Genomic DNA, 22,665 nt, shown 5'->3' with positions numbered 1-22,665 from the left:
AAAATTGGTTAATGGCCATTAACGCTTTTGATGATAAAACGATTAAGCAAATGAAAACGCTACAATAGCAAAAATTTAATTTACTGTTAAGTGATGAGAAATGGTTATCGTGCTTTTTACCGGCTTACCATTCACATAACCAGGATTACAGGCCAGTTCTTCAGGTCTGAATAAATTTTGGTCAATAATTTTGGTATTACTATAATTGGAACCCACAACTTTTTGTTCTAGTTTGGTTACATTACCAAGCTCATCCAAATAATAGGAATTGCTTACTTGATACTTTCCACTTTTATTTCTGAGATCCGTGACAGGGGAAGAGATTTTGTTCATCACTAAAATAGCGCCATATGCACCGCCAATTTTAACTGGATTAATAATTTCATCTCCTTCTTTTACATTTTCTAAATGATAAGTTGTGGATTTACTTTCCAATTCAAATTCAACCTTTTTAGTGCTGTAATTATAGATCTGTTCCACTTCACCATTTAAGAAATAAAATTTCCATTGATTCACCCTTTCATTATTTTGATAATCACCTGAAGCAATTTGTTTTTGGTTAAACAATACTTCGGCAAATCCATTTTTAATGTTCTTGCTAGACTTAAGGACAGTATAACGTTCAAGAAATCGATCCCGGATATTGGTAGAACGGAAAGTTGTTGAATCACTTTTCTGAGCAAAGGCAGTTAAACTGAAAGTTAAAAACAGAGCGGTTAATAAGGTCTTCATAGCTATATAAAGAAAAAGAGTTTTGACGGGATATCAAAACTCTTTCAATATTATATTTTTATTAAGGATTATGCATACATTTCCTCACGAAGTTTGGCAACATCGGCACTGTTAATGTATTCATCATAAGTCATTAGCTTATCAATGGTACCCTTAGGTGTAATTTCGATAATTCTGTTGGCTACGGTTTCCGTTAACTGGTGATCCCTTGAAGTAAATAATATGGCACCTTTAAAGTCTTTCATGCCGTTGTTTAATGCTTCGATAGATTCCAGATCCAGGTGATTGGTCGGTTCATCAAACATTAAAAGATTGGCCTGTTGTAACATCATTCTGGAGAACATGCAACGCATTTTTTCGCCTCCTGAAAGTACCTTCACATTTTTTAAAACCTCTTCACCAGAGAATAGCATCCGGCCTAAAAAGCTTCTTACAAATTGCTCGTCAGCATCTGTTCCTGAATATTCACGTAACCAGTCAACCAGGTTTTCATCTTTACCTGCAAAATATTCAGAGTTATCATTAGGGATATCTGCTGTGCTGATGGTTACACCCCACTTAAATTCACCTTGATGATCAGCATCTCTACCAGTTAAAACATCGTAGAATGCCGCAGTAGCTAAACTATTTTGCGAGAGTACAGCAATTTTATCACCTTTATTCACCATGAAAGTGATTTTATCAAACAAAATACCATCGTTTCCGGATTTGCCTAAATTCTCTACCTGTAATATCTGATCACCTGCCTCACGACCGGTGTTATTGAAAATAATAGCCGGATATTTACGGCTGGAAGCTTTAATTTCGGTGATGTCAATTTTATCAAGGGCCTTTTTACGTGAAGTGGCCTGCTTGGATTTTGATGCGTTGGCACTGAATCTCCGGATAAATTCCTGCAGTTCCTTCACCTTATCCTCCATCTTTTTGTTCTGGTCGCTACGTTGTTTTAAAGCCAGCTGACTTGATTCATACCAGAAAGTATAGTTACCCGTGTAGATACTCATTTTAGCAAAATCAATATCTACAATGTGTGTACAAACTGCATCTAAAAAGTGCCTGTCGTGACTCACCACTAAAACAATATTCTGATAGTCAGCTAAGAAGTTTTCCAGCCAGGCGATGGTTTCAATGTCCAAATCGTTGGTTGGCTCATCCAGTAGTAAAATATCAGGATTACCAAATAAGGCCTGTGCCAGCAAAACCCTTACTTTTTGGGTATTGTCTAACTCTTTTAATAATTTATAATGGTTGTCTTCTGTAATACCAAGGTTGCTCAACATGGTTGCTGCATTACTTTCCATGTTCCAACCGTCCATTTCAGCAAAGATGTTTTCCAGCTCCCCGGCACGTTCACCATCTTTCTCAGAGAAATCTTCCTTCATGTAAATGGCATCCTTCTCTTTCATAATGGCGTAAAGCTCTTTATGACCAATCATTACGGTTTCAAGTACGGAAACTTCATCAAATTCATAATGATTTTGTTTTAAAACCGCCATTCTTTCGCCTGGAGTAAAGGCAACACTACCAGAAGTCTGGTTCACTTCTCCCGATAAAATTTTCAGGAAAGTGGATTTACCTGCGCCGTTAGCCCCAATCACACCATAGCAATTGCCATGTGTAAATTTTAGGTTAACATCTTCAAATAATGTGCGTTTGCCGTATCGTAAAGATAAATTAGAAACTGAAATCATAAACAAATAAAATAAGCCGCAAAGATAGGGAAAAAGGTTGAGGGTAAAAAGGTGGAAGGTTTAAGTTTAGTAATTTCAAAATGAATATTAATCCTCTTTTTATTTGTTTTTTGCTATTTTAGAACACACACAAATGAAACAAGATGAAAACATTAACATTAGGCATCCTCATGTCTGGCGTTTCGGCTATTGGATATAGTCAGACCAATCAGTACCAGTATAAAGTAGACTTCTTTGGCGATACCATTCTGGTTGACGCCAATAACAAAACAATCGGCAAGCAAAAAAAAGACTTTTTCGGGAATACCATCATCGTGGACCAGGCAGGGAAAAAAATTGCTGAACAGAAAAAAGATTTTTTCCATCAGACCATACTGGAAGATGAGTCTGGACGGAAATTGGGCCAAAAAACCGTTGATTTTTTCGGAAATACCGTTATCAAAACTGAAAGCGGGCTGACACCGGGGGCGCAGGAAACCGGTCATGACAATGATTTATTTTCAGGAGATGGAAGAAAAAGAAATATCATTAAACAAAGACAGGATATTTTTGGAAATACAGTCGTGGAGGACGAGTATGGACAAGCCTTGCGTGTCTATAAAAAAGATATTTTTGGAAATGATGTTGTTGAAGACGGAAAAGGCCAGACCATACGTATTTATAAAAAGGATATTTTCGGGAATGATGTTGTTGAAGATGGAAAAGGTCAGACCATACGTATTTATAAAAAGGATATTTTCGGGAATGATGTTGTTGAAGACGGAAAAGGTCAGGCCATACGTATTTATAAAAAGGATATTTTTGGAAACGATGTTGTTGAAGACGGGAAGGGGAAAACCATCCGAGTTTACAAAAAGGATATTTTTGGTCATGATGTAATTGAAGATGGAAATGGAAAAAAAATTGCGGAATTTAAAACAGACGTTTTTGGAGATAAAATTTTCGAACGCGAAAATTAACAACAAGGAATGAGTTGATGAATCGTTAATCAGTCCGTTCTGATCGTTGATTTGCAGGATAACTTTTTAGTTAACAAAGCGTCAAATCTTTCTGTTTTATCATTTAGATCTTCTCTTTAATCGCTAGTCTTTTTGCTTTTTACTATTTTTACCAAATGAGTACAGTATATGAAACCATCTCAAAAGTAATTAAAGAACGCCGTAGTATTTTTCCTGCGAGTTATATTAAAAAAGAAATTCCTGTAGCGGTAATTAATCAAATATTGGAAACTGCCAATTATGCACCAACACATAAGTTAACACAGCCCTGGCGCTTCACCGTCATCAGAAAAGCTGGATTAGCAAAGTTGGGCATGGAACTGGGGCGGTTATATAAGACATTGGTAACTCCTGAACAGTTCCTGCAGAAAAAGTTCGATAGCTTTGCGGAAAAAACCGGCCAGGCAGATTGCATTATAGCTATTAATATGGCCGTGAGTGGCAAAATTCCGGAATGGGAAGAACTGGCTGCGGTATCCTGCGCAGTTCAAAATATGGCATTAACCGCCGAAAGTTTAAATGTTGGTGCTTATTGGAGTTCGCCACCATTGATTGATGATCTAGGCGAATTTTTAGGATTGGATGATAATGAAAAATGCATCGGACTTTTTTACATGGGCTATCACAATGAAAAACCTTGGCAACCAAACCGTACTTCGATGGCAGAAAAAGTAAAATGGATGGAGGATTAAGGCTCTGTTACTGCAAATTTATTATCTATATTATATTTTCCATTACCCATCTCAGATTTCCATCAAAATATGCTTACTTTAAAATCGCAACTGTATCAGCTGTGCTTAACTTTTATTCAAAACCGGATAGAAAATATTGAATATTCCTTACAGCAGGCTCGCCAGGCATCAAATGATGATACCAAAAGCAGTGCTGGTGATAAGTACGAAACCACGCGTGAAATGATGCAGCAGGAAATGGACCGGAACAGTAAACTGTTGTATGAAGCCGGGCAGCAGAAAATTTCCCTGCAACAGATTGAAAGTGTTGATGTTTCAACAGAGGTTAAAAATGGCAGTTTAGTCTTTACTTCAGAAGGGAATTTTTACATCAGCATCAGTGCCGGAGAACTTCATTTAGATGGGCAACAGTTCTTTGCTGTTTCTCAGGCCGCGCCTATTGGTAAACTTTTTATCGGAAAGAAAGTAGGAGATGAACTGGGTTTTAATGGTAAAAAATATGTGTTGATAAAAATACTTTAATGACCTGACTTACCAAATTCACTCGGCTATCCGGTTGTAGGTTTTGTCAATTTTGAAATGACTTTATTGAACCACCGAAATTTTCTTTTACTATAATCCTTTTAAACTTCGCCTGTTGATTATTTTACACCAATCCTTTCTGCAAATGACGGCACCAAATATGTTTTTAATTCATTAAAAGGAATAAAAACGACAATTTGTCCTTGTGCGTAACTGGCTACCTCATAAGGATTATACATAAATGCCAGGCCTTTTGAGTTGAAATAAAAGTTTTTATTTGGTTTGAGATAATCGTCAAATAGAACAGTGCTGATTGCATCATTTGGTTTGATATTATACAGTTTTCTGAGGTTTTTTTCCAACAGCTTTTGGAGATTATTGGAATCAATTTTAACGATGTCACCTAATACCAGTTGTTTTTTGTTTTTAACGTCCAGGCAATACATGGTGCTACTGTAGTTTCCATGCGCTCCCCCGGTGTAGGCATCAGCCAGGAAATCAATAACCACATAGCCGTTCTCATTATATAACACCGTTTGCTGACTACTGTTGGTATAATTCATCCAGCCTTCAAAGTCATCATTTTTGCTTTCTTTTTGCTGTTCAGCTATTTGAGACTTATAATCTTTAAAATATGCTGCAGCAATAGATTTAAAACTGACTTCCCGATCGGCAGATGCTTTTAAGCCATCTATTTTTTTCAATTCACTATTGATCCAATTTCCTGAATCATCTGTAGCAGTAGCTTTTAGGTATTCAAAAGTAATTTCAGCTGTTGGAGAATTTGATTTATTGGGATACGCTATTACGGAATCCTGGTAAATACCAGTAGTAAACTGATAACTGCCTTCAGGATATTTCTCTTCTAGCAGGATGGGAAAGCTTTTACTTTCATCGCCACTTTTCCAGGTTCCTTTAAAGCCGTTACCAGTCCATTTTAAATGCAGATGAGGCTCCTTAGAATTTTGATCAAAATATGAAGTGTAAAAACTGTATTCTGATAAGATCAGGCTATCCCGGGAGATTACGGTATCAGTTGATAAATTTAACCACGAACCATCGTAATAATAATTCCCATCTAAATCACCATCTAATCGCTGCAGATTCATCACCACTGGTTTCCCGGCAATTGTACCTTCCAGTCGTTTGTAAAAGTTTCCTTTAAATTCGCGTTTTACATTTTGGGCAGTATCTGCGGTTTCCTGATGATTCGATTTGCTTTTATTGTTATTACATGCAGAAATAATGACAGATACTAAAAGGTAAAATAATAAGTGCTTTTTCATAAGTCCGGTTAGTCAGGATTTATAGTTGACAGTTGAACTTATGATTTTGTTTTGTTGAAGCTCTTATTAATACTATAATAAAGGTTTTTTGCGGTATATCTTCCCGGATCTATAATTCTGCGAATGGTATATAGGGGGTAATTTTCATCCCTGGCGGTAGAAAGGATAAAAGCAGCTTTAAAGCCATATTCCTTCAGTTTGTGTAAATTCGAAGCTTTATAAACACCATATGGGTAGGCAAAATATTCTACTTTTTTTCCGGTGATCTGTTCGAGCTTCTTTGTTGGTTCGTCAATTTGGATTTTCCAGTCTTCATCCGTAAACTGTGCAAAATTTTTATGATCGTAAGTGTGGCTGGCAATGGTATTTCCTTCGTCTGATAACTGTTTAATATTGTCTTTAGTCATATAACTGATCCGCCCTTTGCGCCCTATGGAAACTGTCATGATAAAATACACACCCTTAAAGCCATATTTTTTCAGTGTAGCATTTCCCACAGTGAATTGATCCATATCCGTATCATCAAAAGTAATCATGATGGGTTTTTCAGGAAGTTTGCCATTAAACACCAGGTAATTGTACAGTTGATCTGGTAAAATAGTATGGTAGCCACTATCTGCAAGCATTTTGATGTGCTCACGGAATTTATCAGGCGAAATAATATCATCGTGTGCCCTTTTGCTGTCGCTAGCCAGGTTATTCCTGATCTGGTGGTAACATAAAACAGGAACCTCGCGCTTAGCCATAATGGCTTTGGCATCTGCCGGCTTTTGTTTAGGTGTATCTTCTTTAACTTCAGCGGTAGAGGTCGTTTTAATGATTTTTTCCCTATTCTGCGAATCGCTGCAAGCAGTAGAAAGTAAGGTTATAAATAAGGCTAAAATTAGGGGGGAAAGCCCTGATGCTGGTTTTAATCTCTTTTTCAAGGTAACATGATTTAATTAAAGATACTGCGTTTTCAGATAAACTAAAGTTTTTAATTGTTTCCTGCTCTTTTTTAGGATGCCTAAATTTAATGCGTTATGCTTCATATAGGTTTAGTCTGTTGCTTCGTTTTTAGCCTTTAAACAAGGATGTTAAGAATTTAAACATTCGCTTTTTCCCGGCTAATGCCGAGGTTAAAAAATTAAAAACTGTTTTTAATGCTGTTACTTAATGTTTTCGGACTCCAGTAACCACTGGCAATAATTCTGCGGATGGTAAATAAAGGATCTTTTTCATCACGCTTGGTTGATAGTTGAAAAGCCATTCTGAAACCTCGTTTTTTCAATTCGGGAATACCTTCAGCATTCCATAGCCCGAACGGATAAGCAAACTCCGTCATTTTTTTGCCTGTAATTTCTTCCAGTCTTTTCGTTGGTTTATCTAACTGCTCCTCCCAATCTTTACCGGCATATTTTTTAAAATTTTTATGGTCATAAGTATGTGAGCCAATGATGTTTCCTTCATCTGAAAGTTGCTTAATCTGATCGCTGCTCATATAATCAACAAATTTTCCTTTTCTGCCAATAGAAACGGTCATGATGAAATATACCGCTTTGTAGCCCAGCTTTTTCAAGGTTGGATTTACAATCGTAAACTGATCGAGGTCCGTATCATCAAAGGTTAGCATAATGGGTTTGCTCGGAAGTGCTGCGCCAGTGTTTAAATAGGCATAAAGCTGATCGGGCAGGATGGTATGGTACCCACTATCGGCGAGCATTTTCATCTGGTCTTTAAAGTTTTGAACTTCAACAATATAGTCCTTTCCAACCTTACCATCTGTAGGTTTCCAGTTTCTTACCTGGTGGTAGCACAAAATAGGTACCTGTTTCCGGGCCAGAATGGTTTTAGCATCAGCTACTTTGATTTTGGATACATCAACAGGTGTAGCTGTTGTAGCAACGTTAGTATTTGTATTTTCGGTAGAATCTGCAGTTTTTGCAGTTTCTGCTGTAGAGTTGGATTGGCAGCTTGCCAGCAAAATTACGCCAGCTGTTATTGCGGTTAGTACGCCGTTTTTCATAGTTATAATATATTAATGCAAAACTATAAATTCTACCAAGTATTTACCTATCAAATAATCGCTTGTTAATAAAATATTTGTAGCCTGAATTTTCTTTATCAATAACGCTTTTATTACAAATTTCGACCATTATAATTGGCTTTTATTAAATAATTTAGCCGTTCCAAACCTTTATTAATGAATAAAATTTACAAATTACTTTTTTGTGCACAATTTCTGTCGCTAACTGTCTTCGCACAAACCAAAACTTTTACCATCACGGAGAATATTCAGTCACAACCCAAAGCAAATTACCAGCTTGCTTCGCGTTTTTCGCCAAACAAGTTAAAAAAAATGGTGTATTCAACTGCTGTTGATCCACATTGGTTAAAATTGAGCAATCGTTTTTGGTACACTTTTGAAAGTCCGAACGGGAAATTCTGGTATCTGGTAGATCCTGCCTCTAAAACTAAAAAGCAGTTGTTTGATAATGCAAAGCTGGCTGCAGAGATTACGCTAATTGTGCGCGATCCGTTTGATGCGGAACATTTACCGCTGGAAAATTTAAAATTTGCCGCAGATGAGAAAAGCATTTCATTCGAGGTGAAAAGTTCTGTTGATGAATTAAAAAAAGATCGTAAAGATAAGAAGGCTGCTGATTCTATGCAGAAGAAGGTCTACTCCTTTAAGTATGAACTGGCTTCATCAAAACTAACAGAAGTGCCGAACTTTAGTAAGCCTAAACCAAAGCCAGATTGGGGTTCAGTCGCACCGGATTCATCAGCCATTATATTTTCGCGTAACTATAACCTCTACTGGATGGATAAAGAAAATTATAAAAAAGCGGTTAAAAATGATGAAGACAGCACCATTGTAGAGCATCAGCTAACAAAGGATGGCGTTAAGTTTTATTCTTATGGAAGTGATGGAGATGGCGAAAACAATGTAGAAAACGAAAAGAATAACAAAAAAAGAAGAGCAGCTTATGTGCTTTGGTCGCCAAATTCAAAATATTTTGTTTTAGACAGGACTGATTCCCGAAAGGTAAAAGATCTTTGGGTGATTAATAGTGTTACTCCGGGGCGGCCAACACTCGAAACTTATAAATATCAGATGCCGGGAGAAACAGAGGCCCCGCAGGATGAAGTATTGCTTTTTGATTTCGTGGCAAAAAGTTATAAAAAGTTAAATGTTTTGGCTTTTAAAGATCAGAGTGTATCCGTATGGAGCAAGCCGGTTTTAGCAAAAGACCGTGATAATGAGTTCCGGCCTTCCATTTGGCTGGGAAATAACAGTCGCTTCTATTTTTCACGCACCAGTCGTGATTTAAAAAGAATTGATATCGGAACCATTGATATTGCTACAGGAAAAGTAACGCCAATAATAGATGAGCGTTTCAATACCTATGTGGAAGTGAACCGTCCGGGTCTGGTAAATGATGGTAAAGAACTTATCCACTGGAGTGAGCGTGATGGCTGGGCGCATTTCTATCTTTTTGATGAGAATGGAAAGCTTAAAAACCAAATTACCAAGGGTGCCTTCCATTGCGAAAGCATCGTAAATGTAGATGAAAAGAACCGTGTGTTGTATTTTACAGCCAATGGGAGAGAAGGGAAAGAGGATCCATACTATCTGCATTTGTATCGTATCAATTTCGATGGTTCAAATATGAAGCTGCTTAATGCCGGTGATTTTGACCATGCGGCATTTATGAATGATAACAATACCTTTTTTGTGGATAACTACTCTAGGGTAAATACGGCGCCAAAATCTACGCTTTACGATCGGAATGGCAAAAAAGTAATGGACCTGGAAACCGCTGATCTTTCTTTATTAATGGCTGCGGGCTATCAATACCCTGAGCCATTTAAGGTTAAGGCTGATGATGGTATCACTGATTTATATGGTGTAATGTACAAGCCATTTGATTTCGATCCGAAGAAGAAATATCCGATCATTGAATATGTTTATCCGGGACCACAAACCGAAGCCGTAAATAAGGCATTTAGCAAAAGCATGGATCGTACGGAGCGCCTGGCACAATTTGGATATATCGTCATTACTGTGGGCAACCGCGGTGGCAATCCATCGCGTTCCAAATGGTACCACACTTATGGTTATGGTAACCTTCGTGATTATGGATTGGCAGATAAGAAAACCGCTATTGAACAACTGGCAGCTAAATATGCTTTTATTGATGAATCAAAAGTAGGTATTACAGGGCATTCTGGTGGTGGTTTCATGTCTACAGCAGCCATGCTGGTTTATCCTGATTTCTTTAAAGCCGCGGTTTCGAATGCAGGTAACCATGATAACAGCATTTATAACCGTTGGTGGAGTGAAAAACACCACGGCGTAAAAGAAACCATTTCTTTAAAAGGAGATACTTCCTTTAAATATAGTATTGATAAAAATCCTGATTTAGCTAAAAATTTGAAAGGCCATTTATTATTGATGCATGGCGATGTAGATAACAACGTGCACCCGGCCAATTCAATCCGTGTGGCCAATGCCTTGATGAAAGCTGGTAAACGGTTTGATTTTCTGATTATTCCTGGTCAGCGACACGGTTTTGGAGACATGACCGAATATGCTTTCTGGAAATTAGCCGATCACTTTAATAAATACCTGATAGGCGATTTCTCTGAACCGGGAGATGTTGACTTGGTAGAAATGGACCGGGATATTGAACAAACCGGAAAATAAAATATAATACAAATACATTTTAATGGCCTGTAGATACTGCAGGCTATTTTTTTTATAAAAATCCTGGCTTAATTTCTCCCAGAAAACGATATGAGGATGAGTTTTAATTGCCCGCGGTACCAATTCAAGCGCGAAACAATTACTATTTTCTCATGTTATTTTAATATGAATAATAAAGGTATTACAATGGCAGTGTTTCTTCTGGTTGGAGGAATAGCCAATAGTCTAGCCCAGGATATAGATAGTAAAAATGTTCCGGCAGCTGTGAAAACCGCTTTTGCAAAAGCATATCCAAAAGCTACCGATGTAGATTGGGAAAAGAAAGGTGCAGATTATAAAGTAGATTTTGATTTAGGTAAAACCGATCACAGTGCAACATACGCTGCTACGGGGAAAATTATTTCATTCGAAAAAGATATTCCGAACAACCAGCTTCCGGCGGCCATTGCTAAAAGTATTAAGGCGAAATATCCTCAGGGAAGAATAGATGATGTGGATTGGATTAGCACAGGAGGTAAAATAACCTATAAGGTAGATATAGAAGGTACGCCAGATGTTAACGTTTGGTACAGTGCTGATGGTAAATTTATTAAAGAACTTGCTGATTAAGCCGTTCACAGATCGCTTAGCACCAGGTTTTTACTAGAATAAAAAGAGCTCCGGATTTATCCGGAGCTCTAAATAAGGTAATTCGCAATGGTTTTTTTAGTAAATGTAGTTTAAGGCAACAACATCATTAGAGTTAAATGTGCGGTTACCGCCATTTGAACAAGCCAACATGAAAGATGCTGCATCAGGACTGGATGGTGTTCCCGGAATTAATACCGCGCCAACGTTTGATGCACCTTCGTTTCCTGCACCACTTGCACCACAGCTAAATGCACGGTTCATATAATCGGTATGACGGAAGCCGATGCAATGACCTACTTCGTGCTGGATCACAGAAGCAAGGTATAATAAATTTGGGTTTGAACCATAAGCAGCAGAATTGGTGTTCATTCTGATTTGGTTATAAGGATTGCCTGAAGAGGTAGGAAAACCAGCTGAACCCAGGGTGATAAAGCCTCCACTTGGACCTTCATTAAAACCAACCACATTAATATTTCCGGTGGTACCTGCATTTGCCCTTTGGAAAGTGATTCTTAAGCCTAATGAATTATATCTGGAAATCATGGTATTTACAGCATCACTGTATACCTGAGGTAAATTTGTAACTGATACCGTGATTACGCGAGGTAATGACGTTACTACATTGGTGGTTCGGTACTGCTCAGTTTCAGCAATACTCAATTTAGCGCCTGAAGATGCTTCAGTTAAATTCTCTTCTGTTAAAAGGATGTCACCTTCTACTAAATAACCTTCGCTGGTTTTGCGAATGTTTTCGGTACTAAATCCTAGAGATTTGACTTTTTCTAAAGTGCTGGTTGAAATATCAGTTTTGTTTTCTACTGCATTTTCTGTATTACTATTCTTACAAGAATATAAACTTGAGAGCAGTAAACATGCCGCTGTAACTGATAAAAATTTGGTTCTTTTCATTTTAGTTTAGTTTTAATTTGGGACTATTAGATAAGTTAGTTAATATAATTTGCGAATTACCTTATAAATGCTAATTTAGGGAACTATTATGATGTAAACAAAATTTTACAATAAAATATTTCTTGAAAGTCAATACTGTATATTTAATAATATGTTTTTTTCTCTGTGTATTTAATTTAAATGCATATGGACAACCTGGTGGTGTAGAAAAAAAAGTTCAAAAATTTATTTCTTCCAATAGAAATAAGAACGAATTTCGGGTAAATGAGGCTTTGGTCGTCAGGTTTGATCACCCTTTAAGCGCCAGAGAGATTCAGAAAATGCGGCCAGAAAAACAGCTCACTGCAGATTGTTTTATTGTGCGCAAAAGTGATATTTCCTCCTTCACCGAAGGGGTGGTTTTTCAGGCGCCGGCAAATGGTTTATGGAAAGCCAGCGACGGCTTGATGAGTCTTCTTCAAAAAAATAATAGAAAAGGCGATTCAATAACCGTGAGGCTTGCGCTTAAAAGTACCGGTATGATTCAGGAAGTATTAAAACAGTTAAGTATAATTTCTGTAGATCAGCAGCATGCCATTTATACCATTAAGATTCTGCCTGATGATTTGCTTGAAGTATTGGCCCTTGACGAGATATTATATGCTGATATTATCCCAATTGCCAGGCCTGAAGTGGTGATTAATGGATTGGATCTGGGCCTGAATCAGATCAGCAATGTCCGGGATCTTTTTCCTGGTCTTAACGGAACCGGAATCAATATTTCTTTTAAAGAAGACATGTATGATATAACGGATTTAGATCTTTTAGGAAAAACAGTTTCAGGAGCTGCTACCGGAGGTACAGCAACTACACATGCCACCACAATGGCCACACTTGCCCTGGGGAATGGCAATTCATTTATCCGCGGACTTGGTGCAGCACCAGCAGCTAAACTGGCATTTTCCAGTTTTGACCGCTTATTGCCTGATCAATTGACTGAACTAAGTCGCCTTCAGATCCGAGTGCAAAATCATTCCTACGGGACAGGAATCGATAATAATTATGGCATTGAAGCAGCGGCGTACGATCAGCAGGTTTTTGAAACCGATACTTTAATGCATGTTTTTTCTGCTGGTAACAGTGGTACGCTAACCCCGGCTAGTGGTTTTTATCAAGGCTTAACGGTCCGCGCCAATTTAACCGGGAATTTTAAACAGGCCAAAAATATATTGGTCATCGGGGGGATTAACCGGGAGAATGTTTCTGAAAATCTAAGTAGTAAAGGCCCGGCGTATGATGGACGGGTAAAGCCTGAGCTAGTTGCATTAGGCGAGGATGGTACCTCAGGTTCTGCTGCCATAAGCAGTGGATCAGTAGCCTTGCTGGAGCAGTTTTATCATCAGAAATTTGGTAAAGCACCTTCCGCTGCCTTAATCAGGGCAGCCCTGATAAACTCAGCTGATGATTTGGGTGCGCCACAGGTTGATTATGTTTTTGGTTACGGGAAATTGAACGTAGCTCAATCGTTAAAAACCATTGATGAAAATCGTGCGGCATTATATAGTGTTGCCAGGGGGCAAGATTTAATTGTTCCGCTTACTATTCCTGCAAATGTTACTGAGGTGAAACTTACCATCACCTGGAATGACCCTGCGGCAGCAGTAAATGCGGTACAAAGCCTGGTTAATGGTTTGGATCTAAGTATGGAAAGTCCTTCGGGAGAAATCACGCTTCCCTGGGTATTAAGCAGTGCGTCTAATTTGGATTCGATTGCGTTACCTGCAACAAGAAAAGCAGATCTGATTAATACTATTCAGCAGCTGAGTATTGATCATCCACAGGAAGGAAACTTCAGCATTCATGTAAAAGGCGACCGCATTACGCAAGGTGCCCAGCAAAATTTTGCCCTAGCTTATCAATATAAATTTAAAAACACTTTTTCTTTTATCACACCAGGAAAAGATGTTTTCTTTTTTGCCAATGAAGATAATTATATCCGGTGGGAAAATACCTATTCTGAGAAAACAGGTAAACTTTCGGTGAGTTACGATGATGGTTTGAGTTGGAAATTGATAGGTGCAGACGTTAATTTAGCAAAAGGATTTTATAAGTGGGGCACACCAGATTTATTTTCGAAAGCCATCGTTAAAATGGAAATAGGCAGTGAGGTGGTTTCTAGTCAAAGTTTTGTGATATCTTCTCCCAAAGTATTAAATGTAGGTTATGTATGCGCTGATGGGGTAGTTTTAAATTGGAATCCTCAAGCTGGTGCCAAAGATTATACAATTTATAGTATCATCAATAATATTTTATCGCCGATTTTAACTGTTGCTGATACTTTAGTTAAGCTAAATACGGGCAGTATTCCTGGTAAATACTTTGCAGTTGCAGCAAATGGATCGGGTTTTACCGGTTTGAAGAGTTATACAATAGATTATACACAGCAAGGTGTAGCCTGTTATGTGAGAAGTTTATTTGCATCCACTACCGCAGATAATAAAATAAGACTTGACCTCAGTATTGGAACCACTCTGGGTATTAAAAATATTATTTGGGAGAAACAAACAGGCGTGAATACTTATACCGCTCTCCAACAAACAAAGCCAGGAAATAATGTTTTGAACTACTTTGTTTTTGATGATAAGCCTAAGTCTGGAATACAATTTTACCGTGTAACCTTTGAAACAGCAGCTGGAAATGTCGCTAGTGATCTGGTTGCTGTCACCTTTCTTAAGGAAGATGAATTTTCTTTCTATCCAAACCCGGTAACAGACTACTTAACAGTTTTAAGTGGCTCGTTTGAAGATTATAGTCTTTCAGTATTTAATATTTTAGGGCAGAAAGTTTTTGAAGAAAGGGCAGCAAGTACGAACCGCTTTAATTTATCTGCACTGGCTACCGGCGTTTATGTAGGCGTAATTAATAAAAATGGAGAGCAGGTAAAGAAAATTAAACTGATTAAAAGATAAATGCTTAAATAGTTAAGGATAAGTTTTTATCCCCGCTTTTGCTAATTTCTTTGTAATTTCAAAACATGATTAAGATAAAAAAAGCGATATTCTTATCAGGTTGTGCACTTCTTTTGCTCACATCATGCAAGCAAGGAAGCGAAAAAAGCAGCACTTCTCCTGATTCACTTTCCGTAAAAGCGATTAACGATTCCAGCCTGACCCACTACCTTTCTGTTATTGCCGCAGATAGTTTAGAAGGTAGGAAGCCCTTTACCAATGGTGAAACCAAAATCATAAACTACTTAAAAACTCAATTCGAAAAATTAGGTCTCGAACCTGGAAACGGGGATAGTTATTTTCAGGAAGTACCCATGGTAGAGATAAAATCGGTGCCGGAAGATCAGATGTTGATTAAAGGTAAATCTGGTTCTTTAAGCTTAAATTACCTGACTGATTTTGTTGCGGGATCGCGAAGGCTACAAGAGAAGGTAAGTATCGCTAATTCTCCTTTGGTATTTGCAGGCTTTGGAATCGTGGCACCAGAATATGGCTGGAATGATTACGAAGGTTTGGATGTAAAAGGTAAAACTGTGGTGGTGATGATTAACGATCCGGGTTTTGCAGATTCTACCTTGTTTAAAGGCAAAAATATGACTTATTACGGTCGTTGGACCTATAAATTTGAAGAGGCATCCAGGCAGGGTGCAGCTGGAGTACTGATCATTCACGATACTGAGCCTGCTGCATACCCCTGGAGTGTGGTAAGAAGTGGATGGTCTAAATCAAAGCTCAACCTGCAATCGGCAGATAATGGCATGAACAGAACGGCGATTGAGGGCTGGATCAGCTTAGACAAGGCAAAATCACTCTTTAAAATGTCAGGGCAAAGTGATGACTTAATGGCTAGGGCAAAGGAGAAAGGCTTTAAGGCTGTTGATTTAGGTTTAACCACTTCGCTGACTGTTAAAAATAAGATCAAAAAATCGGTGTCCTACAATGTGCTGGCAAAAGTTACTGGAGGTAAGCGTCAGGATGAGGCCATTATATATTCTGCCCATTGGGATCATTTAGGTATTGGTGAAAAGGTAAAGGGCGACTCCATTTACAACGGTGCGGTAGATAATGCCACAGGAGTTGCTTCTTTATTAGAACTGGCAACAGCATTTAAAAAGTTGCCAAATAAACCAGGACGAAGCATTTTATTTATTTCTTATACTGCTGAAGAACAGGGACTTTTGGGATCTGAGTACTATGCCAAACATCCGGTTTTCCCATTGGCTAAAACAGTGGCGAATATTAATATGGATATGATGGGCATTGCTGGCAAAACGAAAGATATTGTGGTTTATGGTTTTGGTCAGTCAGAACTGGAAGATTATGCCGTAACTTCAGCGAAAAAGCAGGGTAGGGTAGTCGTTCCTGATCCCGTTCCATCTTCAGGATTGTATTACCGATCTGATCATTTTAACCTGGCTAAAGTGGGGGTACCATCTCTATTTACGGGTTCTGGTGTAGATAATATGAAAAATGGAAGAGAATGGGGCTTAAAACAGGTAGCAGACTTTACCAAGTTCAGATATCATTCTCCTCAGGATAATTTCGATGCAAAAACCTGGGATTTATCCGGAATTGTGGAAGATGTAAGATTGGTTTTTGATTTAGGTTATCGCCTGAGCAATGAAGACGTTTATCCAAAATGGAAAGCAGGTTCAGAATTTAAAGCCATAAGAGAAAAGAAATAAAAAAAGCGCATCCCGACTTTAAATCTGGATGCGCTATAAAAAAAGTTAATTATTTTAGTGTTAAGTAAAAATACTAAAAGTGAAATTGTACGCCTAATTTTGGTGCTAAGGTACTTGCCTCTAAGCCAAAAGAATTAGTTGTGATTTCATTGCCTGTAACTTCATTTTTAACTTTCAGGTTAGTGTAGCCTAAACCGTTAACAGAAACTTCGATACCAATTCTTTTGGTTGGGAAGAAAGCAAAACCTGGTGCAAGGTTAACACCAATTTCTGTCGTTTTTCCAATTTTAGCTCCGGTATCACCATTGTTATCTACAAATTTGTTGTTTCCAAATGCCATTGGTACAGATAACTGACCGAAGAATTTAAACTGATCTGATAAATTAACATAGTAACGACCGAAGGGTGCTACTTTAAATGCCTGATTGATATTGTTTCTGCTTACTTCTTTATCGGATGTATAACCAACACCTGTACCAATAGCAAAGTTATCACTTACGAAATAACCAACATTTGGTACAATGTTAAAGCTCACATCAGATTTTGCAGCGCCTTCTACTTTTGTAGAATTGAAACCTACACTTCCGCCCAACATCACTTTTCCTTTTTCAGTTTGTGCATTTGCACCATAAACTAAACCTGCAACTGCAACTAATGATAATAATAATTTTTTCATCGTTTTATTATTTATTTGTTATTAAAAATATAGTCAATTTTACTTTTTTAATTTCTGACTATATTTGGTTAAAAGTCAATATCGATGCCAATAAAATATCATATCGTCATCAAAAAATCAGTTTTATATTAACTGCTTAATTGATAACGATATATAAAATAGGGGTTAAATCATTATTATTTTTGTGTGACTAAAAATTAATCAATTGATTGATTTTTAGCTTTAAAAAAGTTGACAATCTGACTTTTTTGGCATAAATGTCAGCTTTTTTAACTGTTATTATGTCAGCACTTTTAGGAATGTCGGCGTTATTATTATACTTTGCTGGCGGAAACCAGATGTGCTAGTTTCTTTTTAATTAAGTCTAATGCCATGTCATCGTTTAAGTTTCCAGCTTCATCAAATTTATTTTGAGCCTGGGCAATTAATACTTCTGGCTGTAAAACCGGATTCATATTCAAAAAGGTAAATACCGGAAGAAATGCAGCCTGCATTCTTACTGTACCCCAAAGACCTTGTGTAGCCCCCATAACGGCAACAGGTTTATGCATCAGCGGACTATCCTTTCCACGACTGGCCCAGTCAATGGCATTTTTCAATCCGCCAGGAATAGAATAATTATATTCTGGCGATGCGATGATAAATGCATCAGCAGTACCGAGCAATTCCCTGAATTTAGTTACGCTTGACGGTCGTTCATTTGCTTTCGGTGTATCATGATCTTCATTGTAAACAGGGATATCATCATATTTTACAATTTCAAAGTCAACACCTTCAGGTAACAAGCCACCCGCTACTTTTAACAACATGTGGTTAAAGGAACCTTTTCGAAGGCTTCCGCACAGGCCGATTATTTTTTTATTTTTTTCCATATTTATTAAACGGAGGTTGCGTATAAAAGTTTTTTTCTTTATTATGTAGCTACACTATGATTAAAGATTAATAATAGTTGTTGCAATTCATTTATTAAATATATATGTCAGAAAATAATAGCGTTTCTCCTCTTATAGAAAAAACTGTTTTCCCTATTTTGTTTGCCCTGAGTTTTTCTCATTTGTTAAACGACACCATTCAATCCTTAATTCCTGCGATTTATCCCGTTATCAAAACAAGTTATCGTTTAAGCTTCTCTCAGATTGGATTAATAACGCTAACCTTTCAAATGGCGGCATCATTGCTGCAACCTTTTGTGGGCTTGTATACCGATAAAAAGCCTCAGCCTTATTCTTTAGCCGTGGGGATGGGTTTCACGCTGATTGGATTGATTACACTTTCTCAATCAGCTCATTTTTATACCATGCTCATTTCTGTTGCCTTTATTGGTATTGGCTCGTCCATATTTCACCCAGAGGCTTCCCGAATGGCGCATGCAGCGTCGGGAGGGAAAAGAGGTTTAGCACAATCTGTTTTTCAATTGGGAGGAAATGCCGGTAGTTCTTTTGGCCCACTGCTGGCTGCATGGATCATCGTGCCGTATGGTCAGTTTAGTGTGATCTGGTTTTCGGCAATTGCACTTTTGGCTATTGTTATATTAAGTTACGTAGGCAATTGGTATAAAGGTTTTATGATTGCCAGAAGTAAGAAAGTTGTCATTCAAACTGAAGTGAGCCGATTCTCACGGAACAAAGTGATTTTTTCTGTTGCTATTTTATTGCTTTTAATCTTTTCGAAATATTTCTATATGGCAAGTTTGACCAATTATTTTACTTTTTATCTGATCAATAAATTTCAGGTATCTGTTCAAACCTCTCAGATATATTTGTTTATGTTTCTATTTTCTGTAGCTGCAGGAACTTTGCTGGGTGGGCCGATAGGGGATAAGGTAGGACGGAAATATGTAATATGGGCTTCCATTTTAGGGACAGCACCTTTTGCACTGTTACTTCCACATGCCAATTTGTTTTGGATAGGAGTGTTGATCGTTCCAATTGGGATGATCTTAGCTTCAGCATTTTCTGCCATTTTAGTCTATGCACAGGAATTGATTCCGGGAAAAGTGGGCCTGGTGGCGGGCTTATTCTTTGGCTTTGCTTTCGGGATGGGTGGAATAGGTTCTGCCTTATTGGGTAAATTGGCAGATTCGAAAGGAATAGCCTATGTATTTAGTATTTGTGCTTTTCTCCCGCTGATTGGTTTACTGACCGGCTTTTTGCCGAATATTGAGACTAAGAAAAAGTAATATAAAATAGGAATAATTAGTATTGTAATAGGAAATAAGTGTTTTAATAATACTTTTTTACTACTCGTTGATGAGACATTAACGAGTAGTAAAAAACTCCGACCTTTCAGCAAGACGGAGCTTTTTATATTAAAAGTGATAATTCAATCCTATACTGGGATTAAATGAATCGAATCCAAACTGAAAGCTTTCATTTTTATAAGCCTGAGAATTTATATTATTTCCGTCATCTTTCATCTTGTACTTGTTATAGGAGAGTAAAGGGAGAGATAACTCGAATGCCCAATGCCTTGTCGGGAAAAATGCAAAACCCGGGCTAACCGCTGCCAAATACGCTGTAGTTTTGTATTTGGTACTCCGCGGAATAACCGTAAGGGATCCACCATCTTGCGAGACAGACTTTCCAAAAGCAACTAATGCATTAGCCTGACCAAAAAATTTAAATTTATCGATTATATTGATATAATACCTTACAAAAGGGCCGACATTGAAGTTGTTGCTTTTATTTTCAGAATTGGTGATTAGTGTATTATTACCTGTATAAAAGATTGATTCATTGAGATTTTTATTTCTGTTAAAACCAACGCTCAAACCTATTGCCAGATTTTTACTTACGAAATGGCCAAAACGGGGAGTGATGCCATAGGTCGTCGAATTTAGTGAATTTAAGGCCGTAAGATTGTCCGGGGTTCGTTTATCCTTGCTATACCAGATGCTTCCGCCAATTAAATTGTTTCCCTTTTCTGTTTGTGCATTTGAGGCAAATGCAACAGCGCATAGCATAGCCAGCGATAGTAGTTGTTTTTTCATTTTCATTTGTGTTTTTGTGTCCTACAAAATACAATAAAAAAATTAAAAAACTACACTAATAGCTGGTTTTATTTACATGCTTAAAACCTATAGGTATGATACTTTGTACCTATCAAACAAGTATCTCACCAAATAAAAATCATAAGAGAAAAATCAAATTAAAAATATAATAAATTGACCGAGCAAACTTAGTCTATTGGGTAAGGCACCACCAGTAGGTTAAGAGATCATCCATTGGTTGGTGTCTCACCAGCCAAAAAATTATTAGATATAAAACGAAACAGCCTGTTCATCATTGATGAACAGGCTGTCTAATATAATGATGCTAAATATAACCTAGCTTTTTGCTTTCGTCATTTAGCTTTTAACTTTACTTTTAATTATGCTTTTTCAGCCAATACTTTGGTCACTAAATCTGCAGCTTCTTTCAATGCAATTGCTGAGTAAACCTGTAAGCCAGACTCGTCAATTAATTTTTTAGCTTCTTCTGCATTTGTACCTTGTAAGCGACAGATAATTGGCACAGGAATATTTCCGATTTCCTGATAAGCATCAATCACACCTTGCGCAACACGGTCACAACGAACGATACCTCCAAAAATGTTAATCAGGATGGCTTTAACGTTAGGGTCCTTCAAGATGATGTTAAAAGCAGCTTTAACGGTTTGTGCGTTTGCAGTTCCACCAACATCTAGGAAGTTAGCAGGCTCACCACCGGCCAATTTAATAATATCCATAGTGGCCATAGCCAAACCAGCACCATTTACCATACAGCCAACGTTACCGTCAAGGTTAACAAAGTTCAGGTTAGAAGCACTGGCTTCCACTTCCATCGGATCTTCTTCAGTTACATCACGCATTGCTGCATAATCCGCATGGCGGAATAATGCGTTTTCATCTAAATTAACTTTAGCATCAACAGCAATTACTTTATCATCAGAAGTTTTTAATACCGGATTAATTTCGAACATCGAAGAATCAGTTGCTTCATAAGCTTTATATAAAGCGGTTACAAATTTAACCATCTCCTTAAAAGCAGCACCGCTAACACCTAAGTTAAAAGCAATTTTACGTGCCTGAAAACCTTGTAAACCAACTTTAGGATCTATTTCTTCTTTGAAGATTAAGTGTGGTGTATGTTCAGCAACTTCTTCAATATCCATACCACCTTCAGTACTGTACATGATGATGTTACGGCCGGCCGCACGATCTAACAATACAGAGATATAGAATTCTTTAGTTTCTGAAGCACCCGGATAATAAACATCCTGAGCAACCAAAATCTTACTCACCAATTTACCTTCTGGTCCGGTTTGAGGGGTAACCAATTGCATACCAATAATATCGGTAGCACGTTGTTTAACTTCATCAAGGTTTTTAGCTAATTTAACACCGCCACCTTTACCGCGACCACCAGCGTGGATTTGCGCCTTAATTACCACCCAATCAGAGTTGTAATCGATCTTCAATTGCTTGGCCGCTTCAACAGCTTGCTCCGGAGTATCGGCAACAATTCCTTCTTGAACGTTAACACCGAAACTTTTTAATATTTGTTTACCCTGGTATTCGTGAATATTCATCTGTTTATATTTTTGTCTTTATCTGTCAGATGGAGCCTATTACTATTAAAATAATTATTTTAATAGTATCGGGTTCATTTGCTACAAAATTTGCCCAAAGCTACAATTCTAAAGCCTTTAAACAAATAGAATTTACTGATTTTTTAAAGAAAATGAAGGTTTTATGTGAATCCTAGAAAGTAGTTCTTTCCATCTTCATTTTTTTGTGTAAACATTGTAGGTTTTAAATTAGCAGCAGTCTGGCTAACTAACTTCCGGCAAAAGGTGTTCCGAAAATTCCTACGGCTAATTCTACCCATGTGAGAAACAAAAGCAAGAGTATAACCACTAATAATATGGTTTTTGGAAGATTGGTTTTAACATACCTGATCACCAGTTCTATTGCTAAGCCTGTGCCCAACAGTAATCCTGCTGCGATTATGAAGTCTGAAACTGTCCAGTTTACCTCTTTAGTAAACTGCATGGCTACCAATGGAATACTTAAAATTAAACCAGTGATAATAAAAATAATCCTTATTCTTATTTTTGCTGATCGGAGTGTTTGTTGAGTTGTCATGATGTATTAAATTTAATGTTTTATAATTATGAATGCTACTGT

19 protein-coding genes are annotated in these 22,665 nt (G+C 37.5%); 8 read left to right on the top strand and 11 right to left on the bottom strand.

Annotated elements, in window-relative coordinates; all coding sequences use genetic code 11:
- Window positions 1–75 precede the first annotated feature (75 nt).
- Both OQ267_RS10630 and OQ267_RS10625 read right to left on the bottom strand, forming a co-directional pair.
- Window positions 76–732: a hypothetical protein gene (locus tag OQ267_RS10630; RefSeq protein WP_265835867.1), complete on the bottom strand. Its 657-nt coding sequence runs from the start codon at window positions 730–732 to the stop codon at window positions 76–78.
- A 68-nt stretch (window positions 733–800) separates the two neighbouring features.
- Entirely contained in the window at window positions 801–2,423 is a 1,623-nt protein-coding gene (locus OQ267_RS10625) for an ABC-F family ATP-binding cassette domain-containing protein (protein ID WP_265835866.1), read from the bottom strand.
- A gap of 143 nt (window positions 2,424–2,566) precedes the next feature.
- On the opposite strand from OQ267_RS10625, the gene OQ267_RS10620 reads away from it, so the two are divergent.
- From OQ267_RS10620 to OQ267_RS10610, 3 genes are all read left to right on the top strand, one after another.
- Entirely contained in the window at window positions 2,567–3,382 is an 816-nt protein-coding gene (locus tag OQ267_RS10620; protein ID WP_265835865.1) for a hypothetical protein, read from the top strand.
- 155 nt (window positions 3,383–3,537) lie between these two features.
- Window positions 3,538–4,113 carry a nitroreductase gene (locus OQ267_RS10615; protein WP_088300763.1) on the top strand — a complete coding sequence of 192 codons (576 nt, stop codon included), beginning with the start codon at window positions 3,538–3,540 and terminating at the stop codon, window positions 4,111–4,113.
- Window positions 4,114–4,182: 69 nt separating this feature from the next.
- Window positions 4,183–4,635: a 3-oxoacyl-ACP synthase gene (locus tag OQ267_RS10610; protein ID WP_088300762.1), complete on the top strand. Its 453-nt coding sequence runs from the start codon at window positions 4,183–4,185 to the stop codon at window positions 4,633–4,635.
- Window positions 4,636–4,754: 119 nt separating this feature from the next.
- Here the strand turns inward: OQ267_RS10610 and OQ267_RS10605 are convergent, their stop codons facing one another.
- The 3 genes from OQ267_RS10605 to OQ267_RS10595 all read right to left on the bottom strand — a co-directional run bounded on the left by OQ267_RS10605 (window position 4,755) and on the right by OQ267_RS10595 (window position 7,926).
- A complete protein-coding gene (locus tag OQ267_RS10605; protein ID WP_265835864.1) occupies window positions 4,755–5,921 on the bottom strand; it encodes a DUF3298 and DUF4163 domain-containing protein in 1,167 nt (388 codons plus the stop codon).
- Window positions 5,922–5,959: 38 nt separating this feature from the next.
- On the bottom strand, window positions 5,960–6,847 hold the full coding sequence (locus OQ267_RS10600; RefSeq protein WP_265835863.1) for a polysaccharide deacetylase family protein: 888 nt from the start codon (window positions 6,845–6,847) through the stop codon (window positions 5,960–5,962).
- Between the two features lie 200 nt (window positions 6,848–7,047).
- Window positions 7,048–7,926 carry a polysaccharide deacetylase family protein gene (locus OQ267_RS10595; protein WP_265835862.1) on the bottom strand — a complete coding sequence of 293 codons (879 nt, stop codon included), beginning with the start codon at window positions 7,924–7,926 and terminating at the stop codon, window positions 7,048–7,050.
- Window positions 7,927–8,103: 177 nt separating this feature from the next.
- Between OQ267_RS10595 and OQ267_RS10590 the strand changes: the two genes are divergently transcribed.
- Together OQ267_RS10590 and OQ267_RS10585 are read left to right on the top strand one after the other, a co-directional pair.
- Complete coding sequence (locus OQ267_RS10590) at window positions 8,104–10,611, top strand: S9 family peptidase (RefSeq protein ID WP_265835861.1); 2,508 nt, start codon at window positions 8,104–8,106, stop codon at window positions 10,609–10,611.
- A 186-nt stretch (window positions 10,612–10,797) separates the two neighbouring features.
- Window positions 10,798–11,220 carry a PepSY-like domain-containing protein gene (locus OQ267_RS10585; protein WP_265835860.1) on the top strand — a complete coding sequence of 141 codons (423 nt, stop codon included), beginning with the start codon at window positions 10,798–10,800 and terminating at the stop codon, window positions 11,218–11,220.
- A 96-nt stretch (window positions 11,221–11,316) separates the two neighbouring features.
- On the opposite strand, the gene OQ267_RS10580 is transcribed toward OQ267_RS10585, so the two are convergent.
- Window positions 11,317–12,150, bottom strand: a complete 834-nt coding sequence (locus tag OQ267_RS10580) for a M57 family metalloprotease (RefSeq protein WP_265835859.1) — start codon at window positions 12,148–12,150, stop codon at window positions 11,317–11,319.
- 122 nt (window positions 12,151–12,272) lie between these two features.
- On the opposite strand from OQ267_RS10580, the gene OQ267_RS10575 reads away from it, so the two are divergent.
- Together OQ267_RS10575 and OQ267_RS10570 are read left to right on the top strand one after the other, a co-directional pair.
- Window positions 12,273–15,098 (top strand): S8/S53 family peptidase, encoded by a 2,826-nt coding sequence (locus OQ267_RS10575; RefSeq protein ID WP_265835858.1) that lies wholly within the window; start codon window positions 12,273–12,275, stop codon window positions 15,096–15,098.
- A gap of 65 nt (window positions 15,099–15,163) precedes the next feature.
- Entirely contained in the window at window positions 15,164–16,822 is a 1,659-nt protein-coding gene (locus tag OQ267_RS10570) for a M28 family metallopeptidase (protein WP_265835857.1), read from the top strand.
- Window positions 16,823–16,895: 73 nt separating this feature from the next.
- Here OQ267_RS10570 and OQ267_RS10565 read toward each other — a convergent pair whose 3' ends face one another.
- Together OQ267_RS10565 and OQ267_RS10560 are read right to left on the bottom strand one after the other, a co-directional pair.
- Window positions 16,896–17,498, bottom strand: a complete 603-nt coding sequence (locus tag OQ267_RS10565; protein WP_265835856.1) for an outer membrane beta-barrel protein — start codon at window positions 17,496–17,498, stop codon at window positions 16,896–16,898.
- Window positions 17,499–17,812: 314 nt separating this feature from the next.
- Window positions 17,813–18,370 (bottom strand): NADPH-dependent FMN reductase, encoded by a 558-nt coding sequence (locus tag OQ267_RS10560; RefSeq protein ID WP_265835855.1) that lies wholly within the window; start codon window positions 18,368–18,370, stop codon window positions 17,813–17,815.
- A 104-nt stretch (window positions 18,371–18,474) separates the two neighbouring features.
- Between OQ267_RS10560 and OQ267_RS10555 the strand changes: the two genes are divergently transcribed.
- Complete coding sequence (locus OQ267_RS10555; RefSeq protein ID WP_265835854.1) at window positions 18,475–19,677, top strand: MFS transporter; 1,203 nt, start codon at window positions 18,475–18,477, stop codon at window positions 19,675–19,677.
- Window positions 19,678–19,806: 129 nt separating this feature from the next.
- Here OQ267_RS10555 and OQ267_RS10550 read toward each other — a convergent pair whose 3' ends face one another.
- From OQ267_RS10550 to OQ267_RS10540, 3 genes are all read right to left on the bottom strand, one after another.
- Window positions 19,807–20,487: an outer membrane beta-barrel protein gene (locus OQ267_RS10550; RefSeq protein ID WP_265817201.1), complete on the bottom strand. Its 681-nt coding sequence runs from the start codon at window positions 20,485–20,487 to the stop codon at window positions 19,807–19,809.
- Window positions 20,488–20,867: 380 nt separating this feature from the next.
- Complete coding sequence (gene sucC / locus OQ267_RS10545; protein ID WP_088300752.1) at window positions 20,868–22,067, bottom strand: ADP-forming succinate--CoA ligase subunit beta; 1,200 nt, start codon at window positions 22,065–22,067, stop codon at window positions 20,868–20,870.
- 247 nt (window positions 22,068–22,314) lie between these two features.
- Window positions 22,315–22,623: a hypothetical protein gene (locus tag OQ267_RS10540; RefSeq protein WP_265835853.1), complete on the bottom strand. Its 309-nt coding sequence runs from the start codon at window positions 22,621–22,623 to the stop codon at window positions 22,315–22,317.
- Between the last annotated feature and the right edge of the window lie 42 nt (window positions 22,624–22,665).

Origin of the sequence: Pedobacter sp. MR22-3 (assembly GCF_026240075.1) — a bacterium.
In the GTDB taxonomy this organism is placed as follows: domain Bacteria; phylum Bacteroidota; class Bacteroidia; order Sphingobacteriales; family Sphingobacteriaceae; genus Pedobacter.
This window is presented reverse-complemented; position numbering and strand designations above follow the sequence as displayed.

What these genes read in the sequence shown, in the direction of transcription:
- OQ267_RS10595 (WP_265835862.1), bottom strand. Translation starts at nt 7,926, where the DNA reads ATGAAAAACGGCGTACTAACCGCAATAACAGCTGGCGTAATTTTGCTG.
- OQ267_RS10630 (WP_265835867.1), bottom strand. Translation starts at nt 732, where the DNA reads ATGAAGACCTTATTAACCGCTCTGTTTTTAACTTTCAGTTTAACTGCC.
- OQ267_RS10585 (WP_265835860.1), top strand. Translation starts at nt 10,798, where the DNA reads ATGGCAGTGTTTCTTCTGGTTGGAGGAATAGCCAATAGTCTAGCCCAG.
- OQ267_RS10550 (WP_265817201.1), bottom strand. Translation starts at nt 20,487, where the DNA reads ATGAAAAAACAACTACTATCGCTGGCTATGCTATGCGCTGTTGCATTT.
- OQ267_RS10565 (WP_265835856.1), bottom strand. Translation starts at nt 17,498, where the DNA reads ATGAAAAAATTATTATTATCATTAGTTGCAGTTGCAGGTTTAGTTTAT.
- OQ267_RS10560 (WP_265835855.1), bottom strand. Translation starts at nt 18,370, where the DNA reads ATGGAAAAAAATAAAAAAATAATCGGCCTGTGCGGAAGCCTTCGAAAA.
- OQ267_RS10615 (WP_088300763.1), top strand. Translation starts at nt 3,538, where the DNA reads ATGAGTACAGTATATGAAACCATCTCAAAAGTAATTAAAGAACGCCGT.
- OQ267_RS10555 (WP_265835854.1), top strand. Translation starts at nt 18,475, where the DNA reads ATGTCAGAAAATAATAGCGTTTCTCCTCTTATAGAAAAAACTGTTTTC.
- OQ267_RS10605 (WP_265835864.1), bottom strand. Translation starts at nt 5,921, where the DNA reads ATGAAAAAGCACTTATTATTTTACCTTTTAGTATCTGTCATTATTTCT.
- OQ267_RS10580 (WP_265835859.1), bottom strand. Translation starts at nt 12,150, where the DNA reads ATGAAAAGAACCAAATTTTTATCAGTTACAGCGGCATGTTTACTGCTC.
- sucC (WP_088300752.1), bottom strand. Translation starts at nt 22,067, where the DNA reads ATGAATATTCACGAATACCAGGGTAAACAAATATTAAAAAGTTTCGGT.
- OQ267_RS10590 (WP_265835861.1), top strand. Translation starts at nt 8,104, where the DNA reads ATGAATAAAATTTACAAATTACTTTTTTGTGCACAATTTCTGTCGCTA.
- OQ267_RS10625 (WP_265835866.1), bottom strand. Translation starts at nt 2,423, where the DNA reads ATGATTTCAGTTTCTAATTTATCTTTACGATACGGCAAACGCACATTA.
- OQ267_RS10540 (WP_265835853.1), bottom strand. Translation starts at nt 22,623, where the DNA reads ATGACAACTCAACAAACACTCCGATCAGCAAAAATAAGAATAAGGATT.
- OQ267_RS10570 (WP_265835857.1), top strand. Translation starts at nt 15,164, where the DNA reads ATGATTAAGATAAAAAAAGCGATATTCTTATCAGGTTGTGCACTTCTT.
- OQ267_RS10610 (WP_088300762.1), top strand. Translation starts at nt 4,183, where the DNA reads ATGCTTACTTTAAAATCGCAACTGTATCAGCTGTGCTTAACTTTTATT.
- OQ267_RS10620 (WP_265835865.1), top strand. Translation starts at nt 2,567, where the DNA reads ATGAAAACATTAACATTAGGCATCCTCATGTCTGGCGTTTCGGCTATT.